The organism is Vibrio sp. 1CM24A, assembly GCF_023161725.1.
Classification (GTDB): domain Bacteria; phylum Pseudomonadota; class Gammaproteobacteria; order Enterobacterales; family Vibrionaceae; genus Vibrio; species Vibrio coralliirubri.
In genome coordinates this window covers 1-18,240 of record NZ_JALNTS010000018.1, presented here as the reverse complement: position 1 = coordinate 18,240, position 18,240 = coordinate 1, and the positions used below count along the sequence as shown (strand labels likewise).

The window sequence follows — 18,240 nt, the reverse complement described above, 5'->3', positions numbered from 1 at the left end:
TAAGGCATTTCTGCCTAGGAAGAAGATTTACAGTGCTGCAAGTGCCGCTTCGTAGTTTGGTTCTTCAGTGATCTCTGCAACCAACTCGCTGTGTGTTACCACACCTTTTTCATCAACAACCACAACTGCACGTGTAGTTAGACCAGACAGTGGGCCTTCAGCAATCGCCACGCCGTAGTCTGATGCGAACGCAGGAGAACGGAAAGTTGAAGCGTGTTGAACGCCTTCAATGCCTTCTAGTTCGCAGAAGCGACCCGCAGCAAACGGTAGGTCAGCAGAAATACAAACCACAACCGTATTTTCAAGCTCAGCCGCTTTTGCGTTGAACGTACGTACGCTCGTTGCACAAGTTGCTGTGTCGATGCTTGGGAAGATGTTTAGAACCACTTTCTTGCCTTCAAGAGAAGCAAGAGTCAGTTCAGAAAGATCGCCTGCAGCAAGTGCAAAGCTTGGTGCTTGTTCGCCAGTTTGTGGGAATGTGCCGGTTAGCGGTACAGCAGCGCCTTTGAAGGTAACGTGTGACATGAATTGTCCTTAGTTTAATTATGGTTATGAAACTAGTTGAGCCTAGTTCGACTTACGTTACTCTGAAGTGGTTAAGAAGTGAATGCTTTAAATGTCAGAATTGTAATCAAAGGTCTTTGATTTATTTGCTGACAAGGGAATAAATGAAACGGCAGATAAAGAAAAACCCCGAGAGCTTGCGCTCATCGGGGTCTATAGTCTTACTCGCAGCAATCCGGCTACTAAGTGTGCTCCATGCATCAAATCCATGATAGTGTGCTGTTATCCTTCAGCGTATTCCTTTCGTCGCCTTCCTAGCGGTGTCCTTGATCTTATCCTGATCTGCCAACAATCCTCGTTAGCGCGCGTCACTTGTTCCTTGAGCGGTGTCCTTTACATCATCCTGATGTTCAGTCCTTTCCTCGTCCAGAGGTGTCCATTGTCTTTCCTTAGTAGCAACCATCCTAGTTACTATTGCGTCCATTCAATGTCCATTTCGCTATCCATGCCGATTATTCATCCTGAGTAATCGAATCTTCATCCTGAAGATAACCAAGTCCTTGGCGTTTCCTGTTCCGTGTCAGCATCCTTCCGACACCATTCATATTACCGATTCCTTATTTATCAGCAATGGTGCATAAGGGAATTTCTATATAATTATTTGAGTGATAAATGTACGTATCGTTTTATTTCAATTGGTTACGATATGTAGGTGACTAATTTCGCAGTTAAATATCGATATTTACTCACTGCCTTGTGAGAGATCTCGCACAAGACAGGGAGTAAAAAGGGAGTATTTTCCCTTATTGGCCGATAGCTGCACCTTCACGACGAGGGTCTGCAGCACCTTCTAGACCATCTTTTGTGATGCGAATCGCGTGTAAACCAGAGTTAAGATCGCGAACGTTGACCTCAAATCCCATCTTTTCTAGCTCAGGTTTGAAGTTTTCCGCTGATGTTCCTTTTTCCAAATCTAAGGTACCGAAGCGGTTTAGGAAGTGTGGTTGGTTGATCGCTTGCTGAATATCCATGTCCCATTGGGTATGAGCAATGATCGCTTGTGCGACATAACCTATGATACGACTGCCGCCCGGAGAGCCAATCGCCATGTAAGGTTGATCGTCTTGCATGATGATGGTCGGTGCCATAGAAGAGCGCGGACGCTTACCCGGTTCAAGTCGGTTGGCGATAGGCTTGCCATCGTTGTGGGTCTTGAATGAGAAATCCGTCAGTTCGTTGTTGAGTAGGAAGCCTCTTACCATCAAGCGTGAGCCAAAGGCATTCTCAATGGTGGTGGTCATCGACACGACATTGCCATCACTATCGACAATGTTGAAGTGGCTGGTGGATGGCAACTCAATAGAAACATCTTGGCTTCTCTGCATCGCATGATCCCACGGGGGGGTGCCTGAAGGTGCGCTGTCTAATGCCTTACCTGCGGTAATTAACTGAGCACGCTCCTGCAAATAGTCAGTATTCACTAACCCTTGGGTTGGCATAGGCACATAATCTTGGTCTGCCATGTACATACCACGGTCTGAAAAGGCTAAGCGAGAAGCGTCTGCTAACACTTGCCAAGATTTTGCGTCGTATGGCCCCCATGATTTGAGGTCAAATTGCTCAGTCATTGCAAGGATTTGCCCAACCGTTAACGCACCAGAGCTTGGTGGCCCCATTCCACAAATATCGTAGCTCTCATAAGCAGAACAAACCGGCTCGCGCTGCTTGATCGAATAAGCGTCGAAATCTTTCTGCGCCAATACGCCAGGGTTACCTTTCGCTGTTTGCACAGTATTAATGATGTCGGCAGAGATCTCACCTTGGTAGAAGGCTTTAGCACCATCCTTCGAGATAGCGTTTAACGTTGCCGCGTATTCAGGGTTCTTAAGCTGCGTGCCAGCGGCTTTCGGGCTGCCATCGGCATTGAAGAAGTAGGCTTTAGTTGTCGCAAATCGGCTCAGTCGCTCTTGGTCATTCTCAATCAAGGTGGCTAAACGTGGACTGATGGTGAAACCTTCTTCTGCCAGTTGAGCGATAGGTTTAATCAGTGATGCCCATTCTAACTTGCCGTATTTCTGGTGAGTGTCCCACAGCAATTGCACCGTGCCCGGCGTGGCAACAGAACGACCGCCAACCACGGCATCATAGAATTTAAGCGGTTGTCCGTTTTCGTCTTGGAATAGACGTGGGGTGGCATCAAGTGGCGCAGTTTCACGGCCATCGTAGGTCTTGAGCTGTTTGTCTTTGCCATCAAAATAGACAAGGAACGCGCCGCCACCAATACCTGATGACTGAGGTTCCACTAAGCCAAGCATAAGCTGCACGGCAACCATGGCATCAATGGCGTTACCATCACGGGCAAGTACATCAGCGCCAGCTTGTGTTGCTAATGGGTTGGCCGCTGTGACCATCCAATCGTTGGCTTTAACGAGCTGTTTGGTTTCTAAACCACTACTATGTTCGGGTGCGACGGAATCGGCAGCTTGATTTGCCCAACTGACGTGAGAGGCAAAAAGTAGGGTAGAAGTGGCGAGGGTTGTTAGTTTTGTTTTCCACTGCATGATCTTCTCCTTTTAATATGCAGAGCTAGATTGGCAGTGGAAAGATTAGATAGCCAGTGCGTTGTTAACGAATTGTAATCTTGATTCGAATTTAAGCGATTAAACCGGACAGCGACTGCCAAAGAATACTCACGCCAATAAGGCTGAATACCACGCCACATAAGCCATCGATGTATACCGTTGCTTCGCTAAGTTTCTTCTGTAGAGCCTTAGTCGAAAGCATCCACGCCAGTAGTGAAAACCAAAACAGAGACAGACCGAACAGGATGATAAGCGCAAAGCCTTTACCTGATAGAGACATGTCGGCAGGCACTAAGCTCGACATCAAGCTGATAAAGAACACCAAAGCCTTTGGGTTGAGAATATTGGTTGCAAACCCTTTCGAAAATGCCTGACGCTTGTTGGTCAGAATCAGATCTTTGGCATTGACGGTATCGTCGTCATCGTCGTGGTTCTGAATGATTTGCCAGGTGGCTTTAAGTGCACCGTAACCTAAGTACAGCAAGTAGCTACCGCCAGCCAATTGGATAATGGCAAATAGGGTTGGTTGCTGGTGGACTAGGTAACTGATTCCCGTCAGACTCAGTAACGAATGCAGTAAGATCCCGCAAGATAAACCAAGCGCAATGTACAAGCCTGTTTGTCTGCCGTGGCGTGTCGCATTTTGCACGACTAACGCAAAGTCTGGGCCTGGGCTCATCAAAGCGATGAAATGGATAGAGGCGAGGGTGATCAGTATGGTGACTTCGTTCATGTCAGTTCTCAATAACGTTGCCGCTATTTTAAATAAGTAATCGTATTGAGCGTAGCTTACCGCGATTTGAAATCGAGCAATTGTAAATTATCAACACTTAGTTGATTTGTGAGGGTGGTACGCCGAATGTGGTTTTGAATGCTTTGGAGAAGTGTGCTTGATCATAGAAGCCTACTTGGTGCGCGACCTTAGTACCACAGATCCCAGATTTAATCAGGCGCATGCTCTGCTCCATACGTAAACGGCTCAGCCACGCATAAGGGGTGATGCCCATTCTGTTCTTAAAGTGGCGTTGGAATTGAGTTGTGGTTAAGCCGCACAGCTCAGACAGTTGTTCTAATCGCACTGGCTGGTCCAAATTCGCCATCAAATAGTCTTTGAGTGTATCTATCGATTGATTGCCCAGCTTAATATCGCTCTTCGATCCAAATTTGGCATAACGATCGACGATCGTCGAGAATCCCTCGAATGGTAAGCAATCTTGAGCGAGTTGGCTGATGTTTTGATTGATTAATAGACTATGTAAGTTACGTAATTGTAAAAATGCCGCCTGATCGGAGAGGATCAACTCAGAAAAGCCCAATGTGTGACCATTTTGCTTGGGATCGGCAAGATCTTGAAACCATTGGGGAGAAACTGCAAACACACTGACTTGATAGCCTGAATCGAGTTTGGAGTGTCCATCATGCAGCTCATCAGGTGGCATGATAACAACTTGGCCTGCACCGACATGGTGGCTTGTCCCTTTATAGGCGAATTTTTGCTGCCCTTGGGTAATCAAGCCAATGTGAAAGTCCAAATGATAGTGGCGTTGAAAGGCAAACTCTTGGTATTGAGCTTGGATCAGGCTGATATCTTCTGTTGGGGTAGAGTAATAGTGGACTTTATCCATGGTACAAAAAAGCTTGGTCAAATAGTCATCAATTCAACCAAGCTTATCTGCGTATTAAGGGATTGTCTTGTAAAAAACGATCAATATCACTGTTTCGCGCGTTTGTTCTTCTTGTTGTTACGCAGGCCATCAAAGCTGAAAATAACCAGTGCTCCCCATATGAAAGCAAAGGTGATCGCTTTATCTGATGTAAAGGCTTCACCGTAAATCAGAACCGCCAGTAAGAACATCAAGCTTGGACCGATGTACTGGAAGAAACCGAGTGTCGATAGCTTCAAGCGAGTTGCAGCGCCAGTAAAACACAGTAATGGAACCGTGGTGATCACACCTGCCGCAACCAGTAACAGGTTGAGTTGCATCGGGTTCATCGATAGGTTTGAGGTCGGGCTATCGGCAATAAACAGTAAGTAGGCTGCGGCGAGAGGCAGCATCACCAGAGTTTCAATGAACAGACCCGTTTGCGCTTCTAAGCTGACTTTCTTACGCAGCAAGCCATAAAAACCAAAGCTAAAGGCTAGGGCAATGGCGACGATTGGTACTGAGCCGAAGGCAATCAATTGGATTAATACGCCAATCGCAGCCAGAGCCACAGCAAACCATTGCAGCTTACGTAAGCGTTCGCCGAGGAAGAGCATCCCCAGTAACACATTAATCAACGGGTTGATGTAATACCCCAAACTGGCATCGAGCATGTGATTGGAGTTCACCGCCCAGATAAAGATCAGCCAGTTAGCACCCACCAAAATAGAGGTCGCTACCAAATAGAGCATTTTTGGTTTTGAGGTCAGGGTGTCGCGGACTTTACGCCAGCTGCGGCCAATGTGCAGTAAGAAAGCGAGTAGGAAAAAAGACCATACTACACGGTGGCTGAGGATCTCTAACGGGGAAACGTCACTTAAAGATTTGAAATATATAGGGGCGATACCCCACATTGTGTAGGCGCCGACGGCAAGCAAAACTCCTTGGCGCGTACGTTGTTGTTCTTCCTGTGTCATGCATCTTTCTCTAGCACTGAGTGCTTATTAATAAGATTTATAAGAGAGTTGGTCAGTATAGGAGCGATAACCCTTTTCACCTAACAATTTGCGGTTTAATTCGCCAGCGTTCCCCTCTACAATGTGCGACTTGCTTGCCGAAGATGCTTGCTGATTTCATACCTCGATTAGGAACCACAATGACCGCCACTCTGATTGCTGAGCAAATACCAACTCCCGCGAATGATGCGCAAACCATCTTACAAGATGTGTTTGGCTATCAAAGCTTTCGCGATGGTCAGCAAGAGGTCATTGATTTGGCCGTTGAAGGCAAAGATAGCTTGGTGATTATGCCAACCGGTGGTGGCAAATCTCTGTGTTACCAAATACCGGCTTTGGTTCGTGAAGGGCTGACTCTGGTTATCTCGCCGCTGATCTCGTTGATGAAAGACCAAGTCGATCAACTGAAGGCCAATGGTGTTGCCGCTGAGTGTATTAACTCTTCAATGCCACGTGACCAGTTGTTGAATGTGTTCAATCGTATGAACTCAGGTCAGTTGAAAATGGTGTATGTGTCGCCAGAGCGCGTGTTGATGCGTGACTTTATCGAGCGCCTTCAAGGTTTACCGCTTTCAATGATTGCAGTCGATGAAGCGCACTGTATCTCTCAATGGGGTCACGACTTCCGCCCTGAATACGCATCATTAGGTCAGCTTAAGCAATATTTTCCGCATGTGCCTTACATGGCGCTCACAGCAACCGCTGATGATGCGACGCGTAAAGATATTATCTCGCGCTTACAGCTCCTAGATCCGCACACTTACTTAGGCAGCTTTGATCGCCCTAATATTCGCTACAACCTAGTTGAGAAGCACAAACCCGTCTCACAGGTGGTTCGCTACCTAGAAACGCAAAAGGGCAATTGCGGCATCATCTACTGTGGTAGCCGTAAGAAAGTGGAGATGGTGACCGAGAAGCTATGCAATAACGGTATTCGCGCTGCGGGTTATCATGCAGGTATGGACACCGATGAGCGTGCTTACGTTCAAGAAGCCTTCCAACGTGATGATATTCAGATCGTGGTCGCGACTGTTGCCTTCGGTATGGGCATCAACAAACCCAACGTACGCTTTGTGGTGCACTTTGATATCCCACGCAATATCGAGTCTTACTATCAAGAGACCGGTCGTGCAGGTCGCGATGGTTTGCCTGCTGAAGCGATGATGTTGTTTGACCCGGCTGATATGGGTTGGCTGCGTCGTATGCTGGATGAGAAAGAAGAAGGCCCACAGAAACAAGTTGAGATGCACAAGCTGAATGCGATGAGTGCTTTTGCCGAAGCGCAAACGTGTCGTCGTCAGGTTCTGCTTAACTACTTTGGTGAGTATCGTGAGAAGCAATGTGGCAACTGCGATATTTGTCTCGATCCACCCAAGCATTTTGATGCGACCCAAGAGGCGCAGAAAGCCTTGTCTTGTGTGTACCGTGTGAACCAGTCGTTTGGTATGGGCTACGTGGTTGAAGTGATGCGTGGTATGCAGAATATCCGTGTCCGCGATAATGGCCACGATAAGCTATCTACCTACGGTATTGGCCGAGACCATAGCCACGATTACTGGATCAGTATCTTCCGTCAGCTTATTCATAAAGGTTTGTTGTTCCAAAACATCACTCGTAACTCGACATTACAGTTAACAGAAGAAGCCCGCCCGTTACTGCGTGGTGAGATGTCTTTGGAGTTGGCTGTTCCTCGTTTAGATACCGCGGTGCGTAATGCGAAGTCCGATAAACTGAGCAGTAAGAACTACGATAAGAAGTTGTTTGCGAAACTGCGTAAGCTGCGTAAGTCGATTGCTGATGAAGATGGCTTGCCACCTTATGTGGTATTCAGTGATGCGACCTTGATTGATATGGCTGAAATACTGCCTACTTCATACGGAGAAATGCTGGCAGTCAACGGTGTTGGTCAACGTAAACTGGATAAGTACGCAGACCCATTCCTAGATCTGATTCAAGAACACATCACCACACACGGCTAGTTTGCAAGAAACGTCTAACTAATAGAAAAAGAATAAGGTTAATAGGGACATGACAACACAAACAGAATTTGGCTTAAGAGAATATTTAGCTGAGGAAGGGCGTTTATTGATTACGTCTCCAAGTTTTGATTTTGATTCTTACGAAGTGCTAGGTGAAAAGCTGGTGGCGTTGCTGTCAGCGTCAGTTGTTGAAAAACAATGGGATGCCGATATGCATTCTTGGCTGATTGATTTTGAAGATTGCCGAATGTTCTTAAAGTCTGAACATTATAGTGAATCAATTTGGTTTGAGTCGTTAAACGCGGAAGAAAGCCGAGAAGAGTTTGATTATCTCGCGACGCTTTTCAAGCGCGGTTTTTAACTTTTGGCATCGCTTCTAAAACACAGCTTCTAGCGCTATTCACCAATAAAAGTGAGAATAAACGTTTGCGTTTGTTCTCACCGTTGCAGCCAATATTGATTAATGTATAATCGCCCGCCGCTCAGCAGAGCAATTTTTAGATACATTTTTTAATTCACATTCTTGGTAAGAGCTTTCTTGGATAATTCGAAGAAATGACTCGATTTGGGTTCCCTCACCCCCAAACCAAACTAAAAAGGTACAGCATGAGTAACTTTACCCCTGCGCAACAGCGCAAAGCCCTAGCACTATTAGTTTTGTTCCATTTGGTGATTATTGCGTCAAGCAACTATCTGGTTCAGCTGCCTTTTACCGTCTTCGGTATGCACACCACTTGGGGTGCTTTCACTTTCCCGTTTATCTTCCTAGCGACCGATCTAACCGTACGTATTTTTGGCGCGCAGCTTGCTCGTAAAATCATTTTCTTAGTGATGTTACCAGCGCTGGCCGTTTCTTATTTCTTGTCAGTGGTGTTCTTTGAAGGTTCATTCCAAGGCTTTAGCCAACTAGGTGAGTTCAACTTGTTTGTTGCACGTATCGCCGCGGCGAGCTTCATGGCTTATTTATTAGGTCAGATTTTGGATGTGCATGTTTTCAACCGCCTACGTCAGCTTAAACAGTGGTGGGTAGCCCCAACATGCTCAACGTTATTCGGTAATGCCATTGATACCATCGCGTTCTTTGCGATTGCTTTCTACCAAAGCCCAGATCCATTTATGGCCGAGCATTGGACTGAGATTGCTTTAGTCGATTACGGATTCAAACTTATCATCAGCCTAGGCTTGTTCGTGCCTATGTACGGCGTGCTTCTTAACTACATTGTTAGAAAGCTAACCGCAGTGAACCCTGACTTTAAAGCGACAGGCGTGAACGCTTAAGTTTGAGATTTGTAACACAAAGCATTAATGCAGCGATAAGAAAAAGCCCAAGTTAGTCTACTAACTTGGGCTTTTTTAATTTCTAGCGTCAGATACTAATATCAGAGGCATTTAATATTCAATGGCCAGCCAATATCGGTTTGTCTATTCGACTCGATCTCTAGCTCAGCAGCGGTCAGCGGGTTGTCTGCTAGCCATTGCTTAGAAAGCGCTAAGGTCAAGTTGTTACCATCGGTTGCAAGCTTAAACTCAGGCTCTAGCGCTGGATTGCGACGGTGAGTCAACAAAATAGCCAAACGCAGAATACGTAAGATACGCTTGCTGCTGGTGCCTGAGATAGCGTGTTGCTCTGGTAATGAAGTTAACTGCTCACGGTAGCGACGAGTTAACTCACCCAAGTAGTGCTTTTGCGCTCGAGTAAAGCCAGGCAGGTCTAAGTTCTGCAGCAGGTAAGCGCTGTGCTCACCACCTTTTTTGAAATCGATGGTTAAACCAATCTCGTGAAGCTTAGCTGCCGTTTGCAATAGCACACCAGCTTGAGGTTCTGAAACCCACGATTCGGCGCCTGCTTGGTCTAGCAGCGTTTGTGCGACTACAGCAACTTGTTCACCGTAGCTTACGTCCATTTGGTAGCGTGATTGCACGCTCTTAATGGTACGTGCTCGGATATCTTCTTGGCGTAGCTCATCAACCATCTCGTAAGCTAGGCCTTCACGGAGTGCACCGCCTGCGAGTGTCATTGAATCTATTTCAAGCAGCTCAAAAATCGCAATAAGAATAGAAAGGCCACTCGGGAACACTAATGCGCGTTCAAGAGTCAGTCCTTCGATTTCTAGCTCTTCCAAGCGCTCAGTAATCATAGCTTGTTTCTGTAGGCGCTTAAGTTTGGCATGAGTAATCACTTCATCCATGCCTTGCGCCAACATGATCTCTTGCAGTGCTTGAACGGTGCCACTGGCGCCCACACACACATCCCATCCGATATCTGTGTAGCTATCTAGGATAGGAGCCAACGTCGACTTCGCCGCTTCAATGGCGTTGTTGAAGTTGGTTGCGGTTAATTGGCGGTCTTTAAAGTGGCGCTCAAGCCAAGTAACACAGCCCATCTTCAGGCTGGTTAGGGCTTTCGCTGAGAAGCCTTCACCAATGATCATCTCGGTGCTTGCGCCACCAATATCAACAACCAGTCGGCGGCCGCTGCCACCAGAAGTGTGTGCTACGCCTTTATAGATAGTCGCAGCTTCTTCTTCACCGGAGATAACATTGATGTCGTAACCAAGGATCTGGTTCGCTTTCTCTAGAAATATATCCACATTGATAGCAGTACGTAGGGTCGCTGTACCGACAATGCGGATATTTTCTTTCGGAATATCTTGCAGTCGCTCTGCAAAGAGACTCAAACAGTCCCAACCGCGCTGCATGGCTTCTGTACTAAGCGCATTATTTTCATCTAAGCCTGCAGCTAAACGCACTTTGCGCTTAATTTTAGCCATGGTTTGTACGCTGCCATCGATATGACGCACAACGAGCATATGAAAACTGTTCGACCCGAGGTCGATTGCAGCGTAAAGCGGGGGTGACACTGTTTGACTCATAAGCGACTAAGCTTCCTTGTTATGACGCGGTTGGCGTGGGCGACGGTTCTGGTTTGGTTTACGGTTACCGTTGCGTGGGCCATTGTTGTTTGAGCGGCGTTGTTGCGGGTTACGTGTACGTAAGCGCAATGGTGCTGGTAGATCTTCTAGCAGTGCTGAAGCATCGTAGTCAGACACAGGGATAGCGTGCTCAATGTATTCTTCGATTGGTGGCAAGTTGATTGCGTAATCTTCGCAAGCAAAGCTGATCGAGTGACCACTTGCACCTGCACGACCGGTACGGCCGATACGGTGAACGTAATCTTCACAGTCATCAGGTAGGTCGAAGTTGAATACGTGTGTTACTTGAGGAATGTGTAGGCCACGTGCTGCAACGTCGGTTGCGACAAGCAGGTCAACATCACCTTTAGTGAATTGCTCAAGAATCTTTTCACGTTTCTTCTGAGGAACATCGCCAGTTAGCAGGCCAACACGGTGACCATCTGCAGCTAGGTGACCCCAAACAGACTCACATTTGTGCTTAGTATTAGCGAAGATGATAGCGCGCTCTGGCCATTCTTCTTCAACTAGAGTCTGCAGCAGTGCCATTTTGTGTTCGTTTGATGGGTAGAACAGCTCTTCCTGGATGCGGTGACCTGTTTTACGCTCTGGCTCAACAACAACATGCTCTGGGTTGTGCATGTGTTCGAACGCTAGCTCTTGTACGCGGTAAGACAATGTCGCAGAGAACAGCATGTTCAGGCGATCTTTTGGCTCAGGCATACGGCGGAACAAGAAGCGGATGTCTTTGATGAAGCCAAGATCGAACATGCGATCAGCTTCGTCAAGAACAACAGCTTGAATGTGGTTAAGGTTAAATACCTTCTGCTTGTAGAAATCGATGATGCGGCCAGTTGTACCAATTAAGATATCTGCGCCTTCTTCGATCTTACCTAGCTGCTTGTCGTAGCTTTCGCCACCGTAAGCAAGTGCTGCCTTGATACCTGTGCTTTCAACCAGAGAGTCAGCATCGTTGTAGATCTGAATCGCGAGTTCACGCGTTGGTGCCATAATAATCGCACGTGGCTGGTTAGGCTTACGCCCTTCATGCTCAGGTGTTTTTAGCAGGTGGTTAAAAGTAGCAGTAAGAAACGCAAGCGTTTTACCAGTACCCGTTTGGGCCTGGCCTGCAATGTCTTGGCCGGTGAGCAGTACCGGGAGCGCCAAGGCTTGGATAGGGGTACAATAATCGAACCCTTTTTTCTCCAATCCTTCAATGACTTGCGGAAGTAAATCCAAGTCGGCGAACTTTTGCTCTGTGATATGCGTCTTTTTCATTGCTATAGAATATCAGCTTAAGCTTGCAATACGAAAGTAAATACATTCCAATAGGGCATCTATTTACTGGTTATCATCCAACCAGTTCTAAAAAATACATTGGAGTGGAAGATGAGTGATAAGATTTTGCAGCTAACTGATGACGGTTTTGATAACGATGTAATCAATGCTGCAGGCCCTGTTCTTGTTGATTTTTGGGCAGAATGGTGTGGTCCATGTAAAATGATTGCGCCGATTCTTGATGAAATCGCAGACGAGTACGAAGGCAAGCTCACAATCGGTAAATTAAATATCGACCAAAATGCTGGTACTCCACCAAAGTTTGGTATTCGCGGTATTCCAACGCTACTTCTTTTTAAAGATGGCGGCGTAGCAGCGACTAAAGTTGGTGCATTATCTAAAACTCAACTTAAAGAGTTCTTAGACGCTAACCTATAATCAGGTCAGCATTTGAAAAGAAACCGTGCAGTTAACAAATGCGCGGTTTTGTTTTTTCTAAGCTATGGACTAGTCTTAGTTTTAGTGCTAATTTATCGCACGTTAATTGAACGAATTTCTCTTCTTGGTCGATCCTGTGACCAAATCCTTCTTAACTTAAGAAAACAGATCCTATTTTGACTAAACAAACTTCCACCACTATGAATCTTACTGAACTGAAGAACAGACCTGTGTCTGAGCTTGTTAAACTTAGCGAAAGCTTAGGTCTTGAAAATCAAGCTCGCCTAAGAAAACAAGACATTATCTTCTCCATCCTTAAAGCGCATGCAAAAAGTGGTGAAGACATCTTTGGTGATGGTGTTCTAGAAATTCTTCAAGACGGTTTTGGTTTCCTACGTAGCGCCGACAGTTCATACCTGGCTGGCCCAGATGATATCTACGTATCACCAAGCCAAATTCGTCGTTTTAACCTACGTACAGGTGACTCTATTGGCGGTAAAATCCGTCCACCTAAAGACGGTGAGCGTTACTTTGCACTGCTTAAAGTAAACACGGTTAACTACGACAAGCCAGACAACGCTCGTAACAAGATTCTTTTCGAAAACCTTACTCCTCTTCACGCTAACGAACGTATGGTGATGGAAGCGGGTAATGGTGCGACTGAAGATATTACGGCTCGTATTCTTGACCTTGCATCTCCAATTGGTAAAGGTCAGCGTGGTCTGATTGTTGCTCCGCCTAAAGCGGGTAAGACAATGCTTCTGCAAAACATTGCTCAAAGCATTGCACGTAACCATCCTGAGTGTGAACTAATGGTTCTACTTATCGATGAGCGTCCAGAAGAAGTAACAGAAATGCAGCGTCTAGTTAAAGGCGAAGTCGTTGCTTCAACATTCGATGAGCCAGCATCTCGCCACGTACAAGTTGCAGAAATGGTTATCGAGAAAGCGAAACGCCTTGTTGAACACAAGAAAGACGTAGTTATCCTACTGGATTCTATTACTCGTCTAGCTCGTGCTTACAACACTGTGATTCCTTCATCAGGTAAAGTTCTTACTGGTGGTGTTGATGCGAATGCTCTACATCGTCCTAAGCGTTTCTTCGGTGCGGCACGTAACGTAGAAGAAGGCGGTAGCTTAACGATCATCGCAACAGCACTGGTTGATACTGGTTCTAAGATGGATGAAGTTATCTACGAAGAATTCAAAGGTACAGGTAACATGGAACTGCACCTTAACCGTAAGATTGCTGAAAAACGCGTATTCCCAGCGATTGATTTCAACCGCTCTGGTACTCGTCGTGAAGAGCTTCTTACCAAGAACGATGAACTACAGAAGATGTGGATCCTGCGTAAGATTGTTCACCCAATGGGCGAAATCGACGCAATGGAATTCCTTATCGACAAGCTAGCAATGACGAAAACGAACGATGAGTTCTTTGACGCAATGCGTCGTCAGTAATATTGATTAGCTGATCGTTATTTAATAAGCGCTGCCCTCGGGTGGCGCTTTTTATTTGCATTTTGTAGCGCCAGCTTGCAGAATGAGCAAAAGTGTTACAAGGAAGTTAAAATGCAACATGGACTGTTGTCATCATTACTCCTGTCTACTTCACTGTTATTTTCACCGGTTGGTATGAGCTATGCCACCGAGATGTCTCCACTTACAGTAGAGTCTTGGCTTGAGAATGATCAAGTAAAACTGAAAACTGCTGAACTACTCGAGCTTGTCGTACGTGACGAAGTCAATTCGCTACGCTTTGCGCTTGAGCGCCTGACATTTCCCCAGCAAGAGGTGGCTCGTTACCAACTCTTGAAGAAGCTTGAACAGCAAAAAATCGTACTCACACCCAAGATGTCTATCTTCATCGAGCAGCAACTTGCTATCACGCCCACTTATCAAGTCTTAGAGCGTGGAGATGGCTATGAGTTTACGGTACCTGCCTTTAATTACCCTTCAATTGCTAATCGCCTTATCAAACAATGGCGTCAAGATCAGAAGACATTGGTATTTGTGCTAGATGCAGAGAAACAGGAACTCGACCTAAAAGAGTGGTTATCTGGATCTGAACATCAAGTTCAAACGCGAGAAGCGTTGCTCATTAGAGAGCTAGACAGTTTGTCTCCTGAAGCGGTTGATTACCTAACTAAGCAACTCACTGCATCTTCTATTGTTAGCTGGTTACCTTCTACTGAGGTGGTGGTTCGATTAGCGCAAGTGAGCGAAGACCCAGAGGTCTACAAAATTCTATGGCGAATGAAGGCCGATTATCATAGCCAAGCTGAGCTAGTCCGCCTTGCTGAAACCAAACAAACGTTCGCGCTTGAACAAGTAATGGCGGCGACTAAAAACCCGCGTTTGAAAGATGAAGCGATTACTTTACTCACTAAGGTTAACCCGTTATCAGAAGAGGTGAAGCTGTTCCTTGTCTCTAGGATGGCGATTGCTGATGAAGCCCCATTAGTCGCGCGTGAACTCGCCAAACAAGGTCATACACGATGGTTGCAAGATCTCGTCAATGATAACCCTCAGGTGAAGAGCTCTTTGATCGAGCAAGCATTACCGTAAAGTGGATTTTGCCTCTCAATAACCACACTAAAAAGGGGGATCTCAGCGTCACCCTTTTTGATATACTGAGCGCAGAATAATCAGCATGTAGAAGTCCTATGAGTTTTAAAGATTTACGTGATTTTATCGACCATCTTGAAAGTATTGGTCAGTTGAAACGCATTTCTCACCCAGTCGATCCAGACTACGAAATGACCGAGATTAGCGACCGTACTCTACGTGCTGGTGGCCCGGCTCTTTTGTTTGAAAATCCAATAGGCTATGACATGCCTGTTTTGACCAACCTATTTGGTACACCTAACCGTGTTGCTATTGGTATGGGGCGTCAGGAAGTCAAAGAACTGCGTGAAGTGGGCAAGTTGCTTGCTTACCTTAAAGAACCCGAGCCACCAAAAGGCTTTAAAGACGCTCTTGATAAACTGCCTGTATTTAAGCAAGTCTTGAACATGCCGGCTAAACGCCTTCGCAAAGCGGATTGCCAACAAGTGGTATGGCAAGGCGATGACGTCGACCTGGATAAAATTCCCGTGATGAGCTGTTGGGCTGACGATGTCGCGCCATTGCTAACATGGGGTTTAACTGTTACTCGTGGTCCAAACAAGAAACGCCAAAACTTAGGCATCTATCGTCAACAGAAGATCGGCAAGAATCAAATCATCATGCGTTGGTTAGCCCACCGTGGTGGAGCATTGGATCTGCGTGATTGGATGGAAGCCAACCCAGGTAAACCATTTCCAGTATCGGTAGCGTTTGGTGCTGACCCTGCCACCATTCTTGGTGCGGTTACGCCAGTGCCGGATACTTTATCGGAGTACGCTTTTGCAGGCTTACTGCGTGGTAGTAAAACTGAGGTCGTTAAATCAATCAGCAACGACTTAGAAGTTCCTGCAAGTGCAGAAATCGTGATGGAAGGTTACATCGACCCGAATGAATTTGCGGATGAAGGGCCTTACGGAGATCATACTGGTTACTACAACGAGAAAGAAAAGCACCATGTGTTTACTATTACTCATGTAACCATGCGCGAGAACCCTATCTATCACAGCACCTATACTGGCCGTCCACCTGATGAGCCAGCGGTATTGGGTGTTGCGCTAAATGAAGTGTTTGTGCCTATTCTTCAAAAGCAGTTCCCAGAGATTGAAGATTTCTATCTGCCGCCTGAAGGTTGTTCGTACCGAATGGCAGTAGTGACCATGAAGAAGCAATACCCAGGTCACGCTAAGCGAGTGATGATGGGTGTATGGTCTTTCTTGCGCCAATTTATGTACACCAAATTTGTATTGGTGTGCGATGAAGATGTGAATGCACGTGATTGGTCTCAAGTAACGGCAGCGATGTGCGAACATATGGATCCGTCACGCGATAGCCTGATGATAGAGAACACGCCGATCGATTCATTGGATTTTGCCTCACCCGTGGTTGGGTTGGGTTCTAAGATGGGTCTAGATATCACTAAGAAGTGGGACGCAGAGTTAGCGTTATCGCCAGATGCCCAATCAGCACCTGTAAATAGTGAACATATAGAGGGTAGCTTGGCTGAGTTAACCAAGGTTCATCCTGAAATTATTGATATTCACCTGCAAAACGACAATGCCAGCATGGTTGTGGTGTCTATTGATAAGCAAGCAGCCGGTAATGGTAAGAAAATCATGGAAGCGGTTTGGTCTCAATTTGATGAGAATAAGTTTGTTATCGTTTGTGACGGTGATGTCAACGTGAGTGATTGGAATGACATCATTTGGGCTGTAACGACCAGGATGGATCCGGCGAGAGATACGTTATTCCTACAGAACGAAACTGGACACTCAAAAATGGGCCTCGATGCGACCAATAAGTGGGAAGGTGAATGCCTGCGTGAGTGGGGTGTTCCAATCACAAAAGATCCTGATGTCGTGAAAAAGATTGATAGCATCTGGGAACAGCTAGGAATTTCATGAGCTACCAAGTAGTCTTATACCCAGAAAACATCAGTTTCACAGTAGAAAAAGGGCAAACGGTCTTGGATGCTGCGCTCAACAGCGATATCTATTTCCCAAACCGTTGCCAAGTTGGCGCATGCGCAATGTGTATGTGCAAAAAATTAGAAGGGCAAGTGAGTTACCACCTTGAACCCATGCTCACAGAGAAAGAGCAGCAACAAGGCTGGATTTTTGCTTGCCAAGCATTTGCAGAAAGTAATTTAGTTCTAACCTTTGCCGATTAAGGGTTAGTAAGAGGAAGAACATGACTATTAAATGTAAAGTGAAGTCTATCGAGCCTTTGGCTTGTAATACTTACCAAATCCTACTTCACCCAGAAACACCGGTCGCTTTTAAAGCGGGCCAGTACCTGATGGTTGAGATGGGCGAGAAAGATAAGCGCCCATTCTCTATCGCAAGTAGCCCTTGCCGCCACGAAGGTGAGCTTGAACTGCACATTGGTGCTGCCGAGCACAACGCTTACGCACTAGAAGTGGTTGAAGCGATGAAGAAGGCACAAGCTGAAGATGGCGATATTGCGATTGATGCTCCACACGGAGATGCTTGGATCAAAGAAGAAAGCGATCGCCCTCTATTACTTATTGCTGGTGGTACTGGCTTCAGCTACGTGCGCTCTATTCTTGATCACTGCATCGCGCAAAATAGCTCGAAAGAGATCTACCTATACTGGGGCGCAAAAGATGAGTGCCAGCTGTATGCGAAAGAAGAGCTGGTTGGCATTGCAGAAAAGCATAGCAATGTGCACTTTGTACCGGTAGTAGAAGAAGCACCGGAAGTTTGGCACGGCCAAACAGGTAATGTGCTTGAGGCTATCACGCAAAGTTTCGAATCATTAGCTGATTTCGATATCTATATTGCGGGTCGTTTTGAAATGGCTGGCGCTGCAAGAGACCTATTTACTCAGAATAAAGAAGCAAAGCGTGACCATATGTACGCTGATGCTTACGCATTTATCTAACAATACCCTTAGGTTTTGAGCAAAAAGAGAGCAGAAATGCTCTCTTTTTTACGTTTAGGTGAACTATTAGGCAGTTAACCCCTATTTATTCATTTTTTATGAAAAAGTAGTTGCTAAGCTGAGAGGGTTCCCTATAATGCGACACCACTGAGACGGCAGACGCCACAAGGCTTCAGCAAGAATCAGTAAGACGGAAAGCGACAAAAAATTAATTTTCAAAAAGTGTTTGACACTGAATGTTAATTCGCTAGAATGGCCGTCCACTTCGAGAGGCTCCCTACTTAAAAGGAACGCTCAAGAAGTTAAGCTCTTTAACAATTTAAACCTATCAATCTGTGTGGGCACTCGTTGATGAATATCAAAACGTTTTATCGTTAGATA

General features: G+C 46.0%; 16 protein-coding genes. 9 read left to right on the top strand and 7 right to left on the bottom strand.

The window, feature by feature from the left end; translation table 11 throughout:
* Nucleotides 1-27: 27 nt before the first annotated feature.
* The 5 genes from tpx to rarD form a co-directional block, all read right to left on the bottom strand.
* Nucleotides 28-525 carry a thiol peroxidase gene (gene tpx, locus MSG38_RS23700; protein WP_048613238.1) on the bottom strand — a complete coding sequence of 166 codons (498 nt, stop codon included), beginning with the start codon at nt 523-525 and terminating at the stop codon, nt 28-30.
* Between the two features lie 782 nt (nt 526-1,307).
* Complete coding sequence (ggt, locus tag MSG38_RS23695; RefSeq protein WP_248402775.1) at nt 1,308-3,065, bottom strand: gamma-glutamyltransferase; 1,758 nt, start codon at nt 3,063-3,065, stop codon at nt 1,308-1,310.
* Between the two features lie 91 nt (nt 3,066-3,156).
* The gene (locus MSG38_RS23690) at nt 3,157-3,819 is read right to left on the bottom strand and encodes a LysE family translocator (RefSeq protein WP_017072452.1); all 663 of its coding nucleotides are present in this window, start codon (nt 3,817-3,819) and stop codon (nt 3,157-3,159) included.
* Nucleotides 3,820-3,916: 97 nt separating this feature from the next.
* Complete coding sequence (locus tag MSG38_RS23685) at nt 3,917-4,711, bottom strand: AraC family transcriptional regulator (protein WP_145576116.1); 795 nt, start codon at nt 4,709-4,711, stop codon at nt 3,917-3,919.
* A gap of 86 nt (nt 4,712-4,797) precedes the next feature.
* Nucleotides 4,798-5,706: an EamA family transporter RarD gene (gene rarD, locus MSG38_RS23680; RefSeq protein WP_050622235.1), complete on the bottom strand. Its 909-nt coding sequence runs from the start codon at nt 5,704-5,706 to the stop codon at nt 4,798-4,800.
* A gap of 179 nt (nt 5,707-5,885) precedes the next feature.
* On the opposite strand from rarD, the gene recQ reads away from it, so the two are divergent.
* The 3 genes from recQ (at nt 5,886) to MSG38_RS23665 (ending at nt 9,002) form a co-directional block, all read left to right on the top strand.
* A complete protein-coding gene (gene recQ, locus MSG38_RS23675) occupies nt 5,886-7,724 on the top strand; it encodes an ATP-dependent DNA helicase RecQ (protein WP_017065746.1) in 1,839 nt (612 codons plus the stop codon).
* Nucleotides 7,725-7,773: 49 nt separating this feature from the next.
* Nucleotides 7,774-8,085 (top strand): DUF3630 family protein, encoded by a 312-nt coding sequence (locus MSG38_RS23670; RefSeq protein ID WP_017061332.1) that lies wholly within the window; start codon nt 7,774-7,776, stop codon nt 8,083-8,085.
* A 245-nt stretch (nt 8,086-8,330) separates the two neighbouring features.
* The gene (locus MSG38_RS23665) at nt 8,331-9,002 is read left to right on the top strand and encodes a 7-cyano-7-deazaguanine/7-aminomethyl-7-deazaguanine transporter (RefSeq protein ID WP_017061333.1); all 672 of its coding nucleotides are present in this window, start codon (nt 8,331-8,333) and stop codon (nt 9,000-9,002) included.
* A 101-nt stretch (nt 9,003-9,103) separates the two neighbouring features.
* Here the strand turns inward: MSG38_RS23665 and gppA are convergent, their stop codons facing one another.
* Nucleotides 9,104-10,597 carry a guanosine-5'-triphosphate,3'-diphosphate diphosphatase gene (gppA, locus tag MSG38_RS23660; protein ID WP_048610411.1) on the bottom strand — a complete coding sequence of 498 codons (1,494 nt, stop codon included), beginning with the start codon at nt 10,595-10,597 and terminating at the stop codon, nt 9,104-9,106.
* Nucleotides 10,598-10,603: 6 nt separating this feature from the next.
* Nucleotides 10,604-11,914 (bottom strand): ATP-dependent RNA helicase RhlB, encoded by a 1,311-nt coding sequence (gene rhlB, locus MSG38_RS23655; protein WP_048610414.1) that lies wholly within the window; start codon nt 11,912-11,914, stop codon nt 10,604-10,606.
* A 111-nt stretch (nt 11,915-12,025) separates the two neighbouring features.
* On the opposite strand from rhlB, the gene trxA reads away from it, so the two are divergent.
* From trxA to fre, 6 genes are all read left to right on the top strand, one after another.
* Nucleotides 12,026-12,352 (top strand): thioredoxin TrxA, encoded by a 327-nt coding sequence (gene trxA, locus MSG38_RS23650; RefSeq protein ID WP_010440700.1) that lies wholly within the window; start codon nt 12,026-12,028, stop codon nt 12,350-12,352.
* Between the two features lie 200 nt (nt 12,353-12,552).
* The gene (rho, locus tag MSG38_RS23645) at nt 12,553-13,812 is read left to right on the top strand and encodes a transcription termination factor Rho (protein ID WP_017062978.1); all 1,260 of its coding nucleotides are present in this window, start codon (nt 12,553-12,555) and stop codon (nt 13,810-13,812) included.
* Between the two features lie 111 nt (nt 13,813-13,923).
* Nucleotides 13,924-14,919: a hypothetical protein gene (locus tag MSG38_RS23640; RefSeq protein ID WP_017059249.1), complete on the top strand. Its 996-nt coding sequence runs from the start codon at nt 13,924-13,926 to the stop codon at nt 14,917-14,919.
* Between the two features lie 98 nt (nt 14,920-15,017).
* Complete coding sequence (gene ubiD, locus MSG38_RS23635) at nt 15,018-16,859, top strand: 4-hydroxy-3-polyprenylbenzoate decarboxylase (protein WP_248402774.1); 1,842 nt, start codon at nt 15,018-15,020, stop codon at nt 16,857-16,859.
* Nucleotides 16,856-17,125 carry a 2Fe-2S iron-sulfur cluster-binding protein gene (locus MSG38_RS23630; RefSeq protein WP_008224727.1) on the top strand — a complete coding sequence of 90 codons (270 nt, stop codon included), beginning with the start codon at nt 16,856-16,858 and terminating at the stop codon, nt 17,123-17,125. The genes ubiD and MSG38_RS23630 overlap by 4 nt, the downstream gene beginning before the upstream one ends.
* A gap of 20 nt (nt 17,126-17,145) precedes the next feature.
* On the top strand, nt 17,146-17,859 hold the full coding sequence (gene fre, locus MSG38_RS23625; protein ID WP_017055264.1) for an NAD(P)H-flavin reductase: 714 nt from the start codon (nt 17,146-17,148) through the stop codon (nt 17,857-17,859).
* Nucleotides 17,860-18,240: the final 381 nt, after the last annotated feature.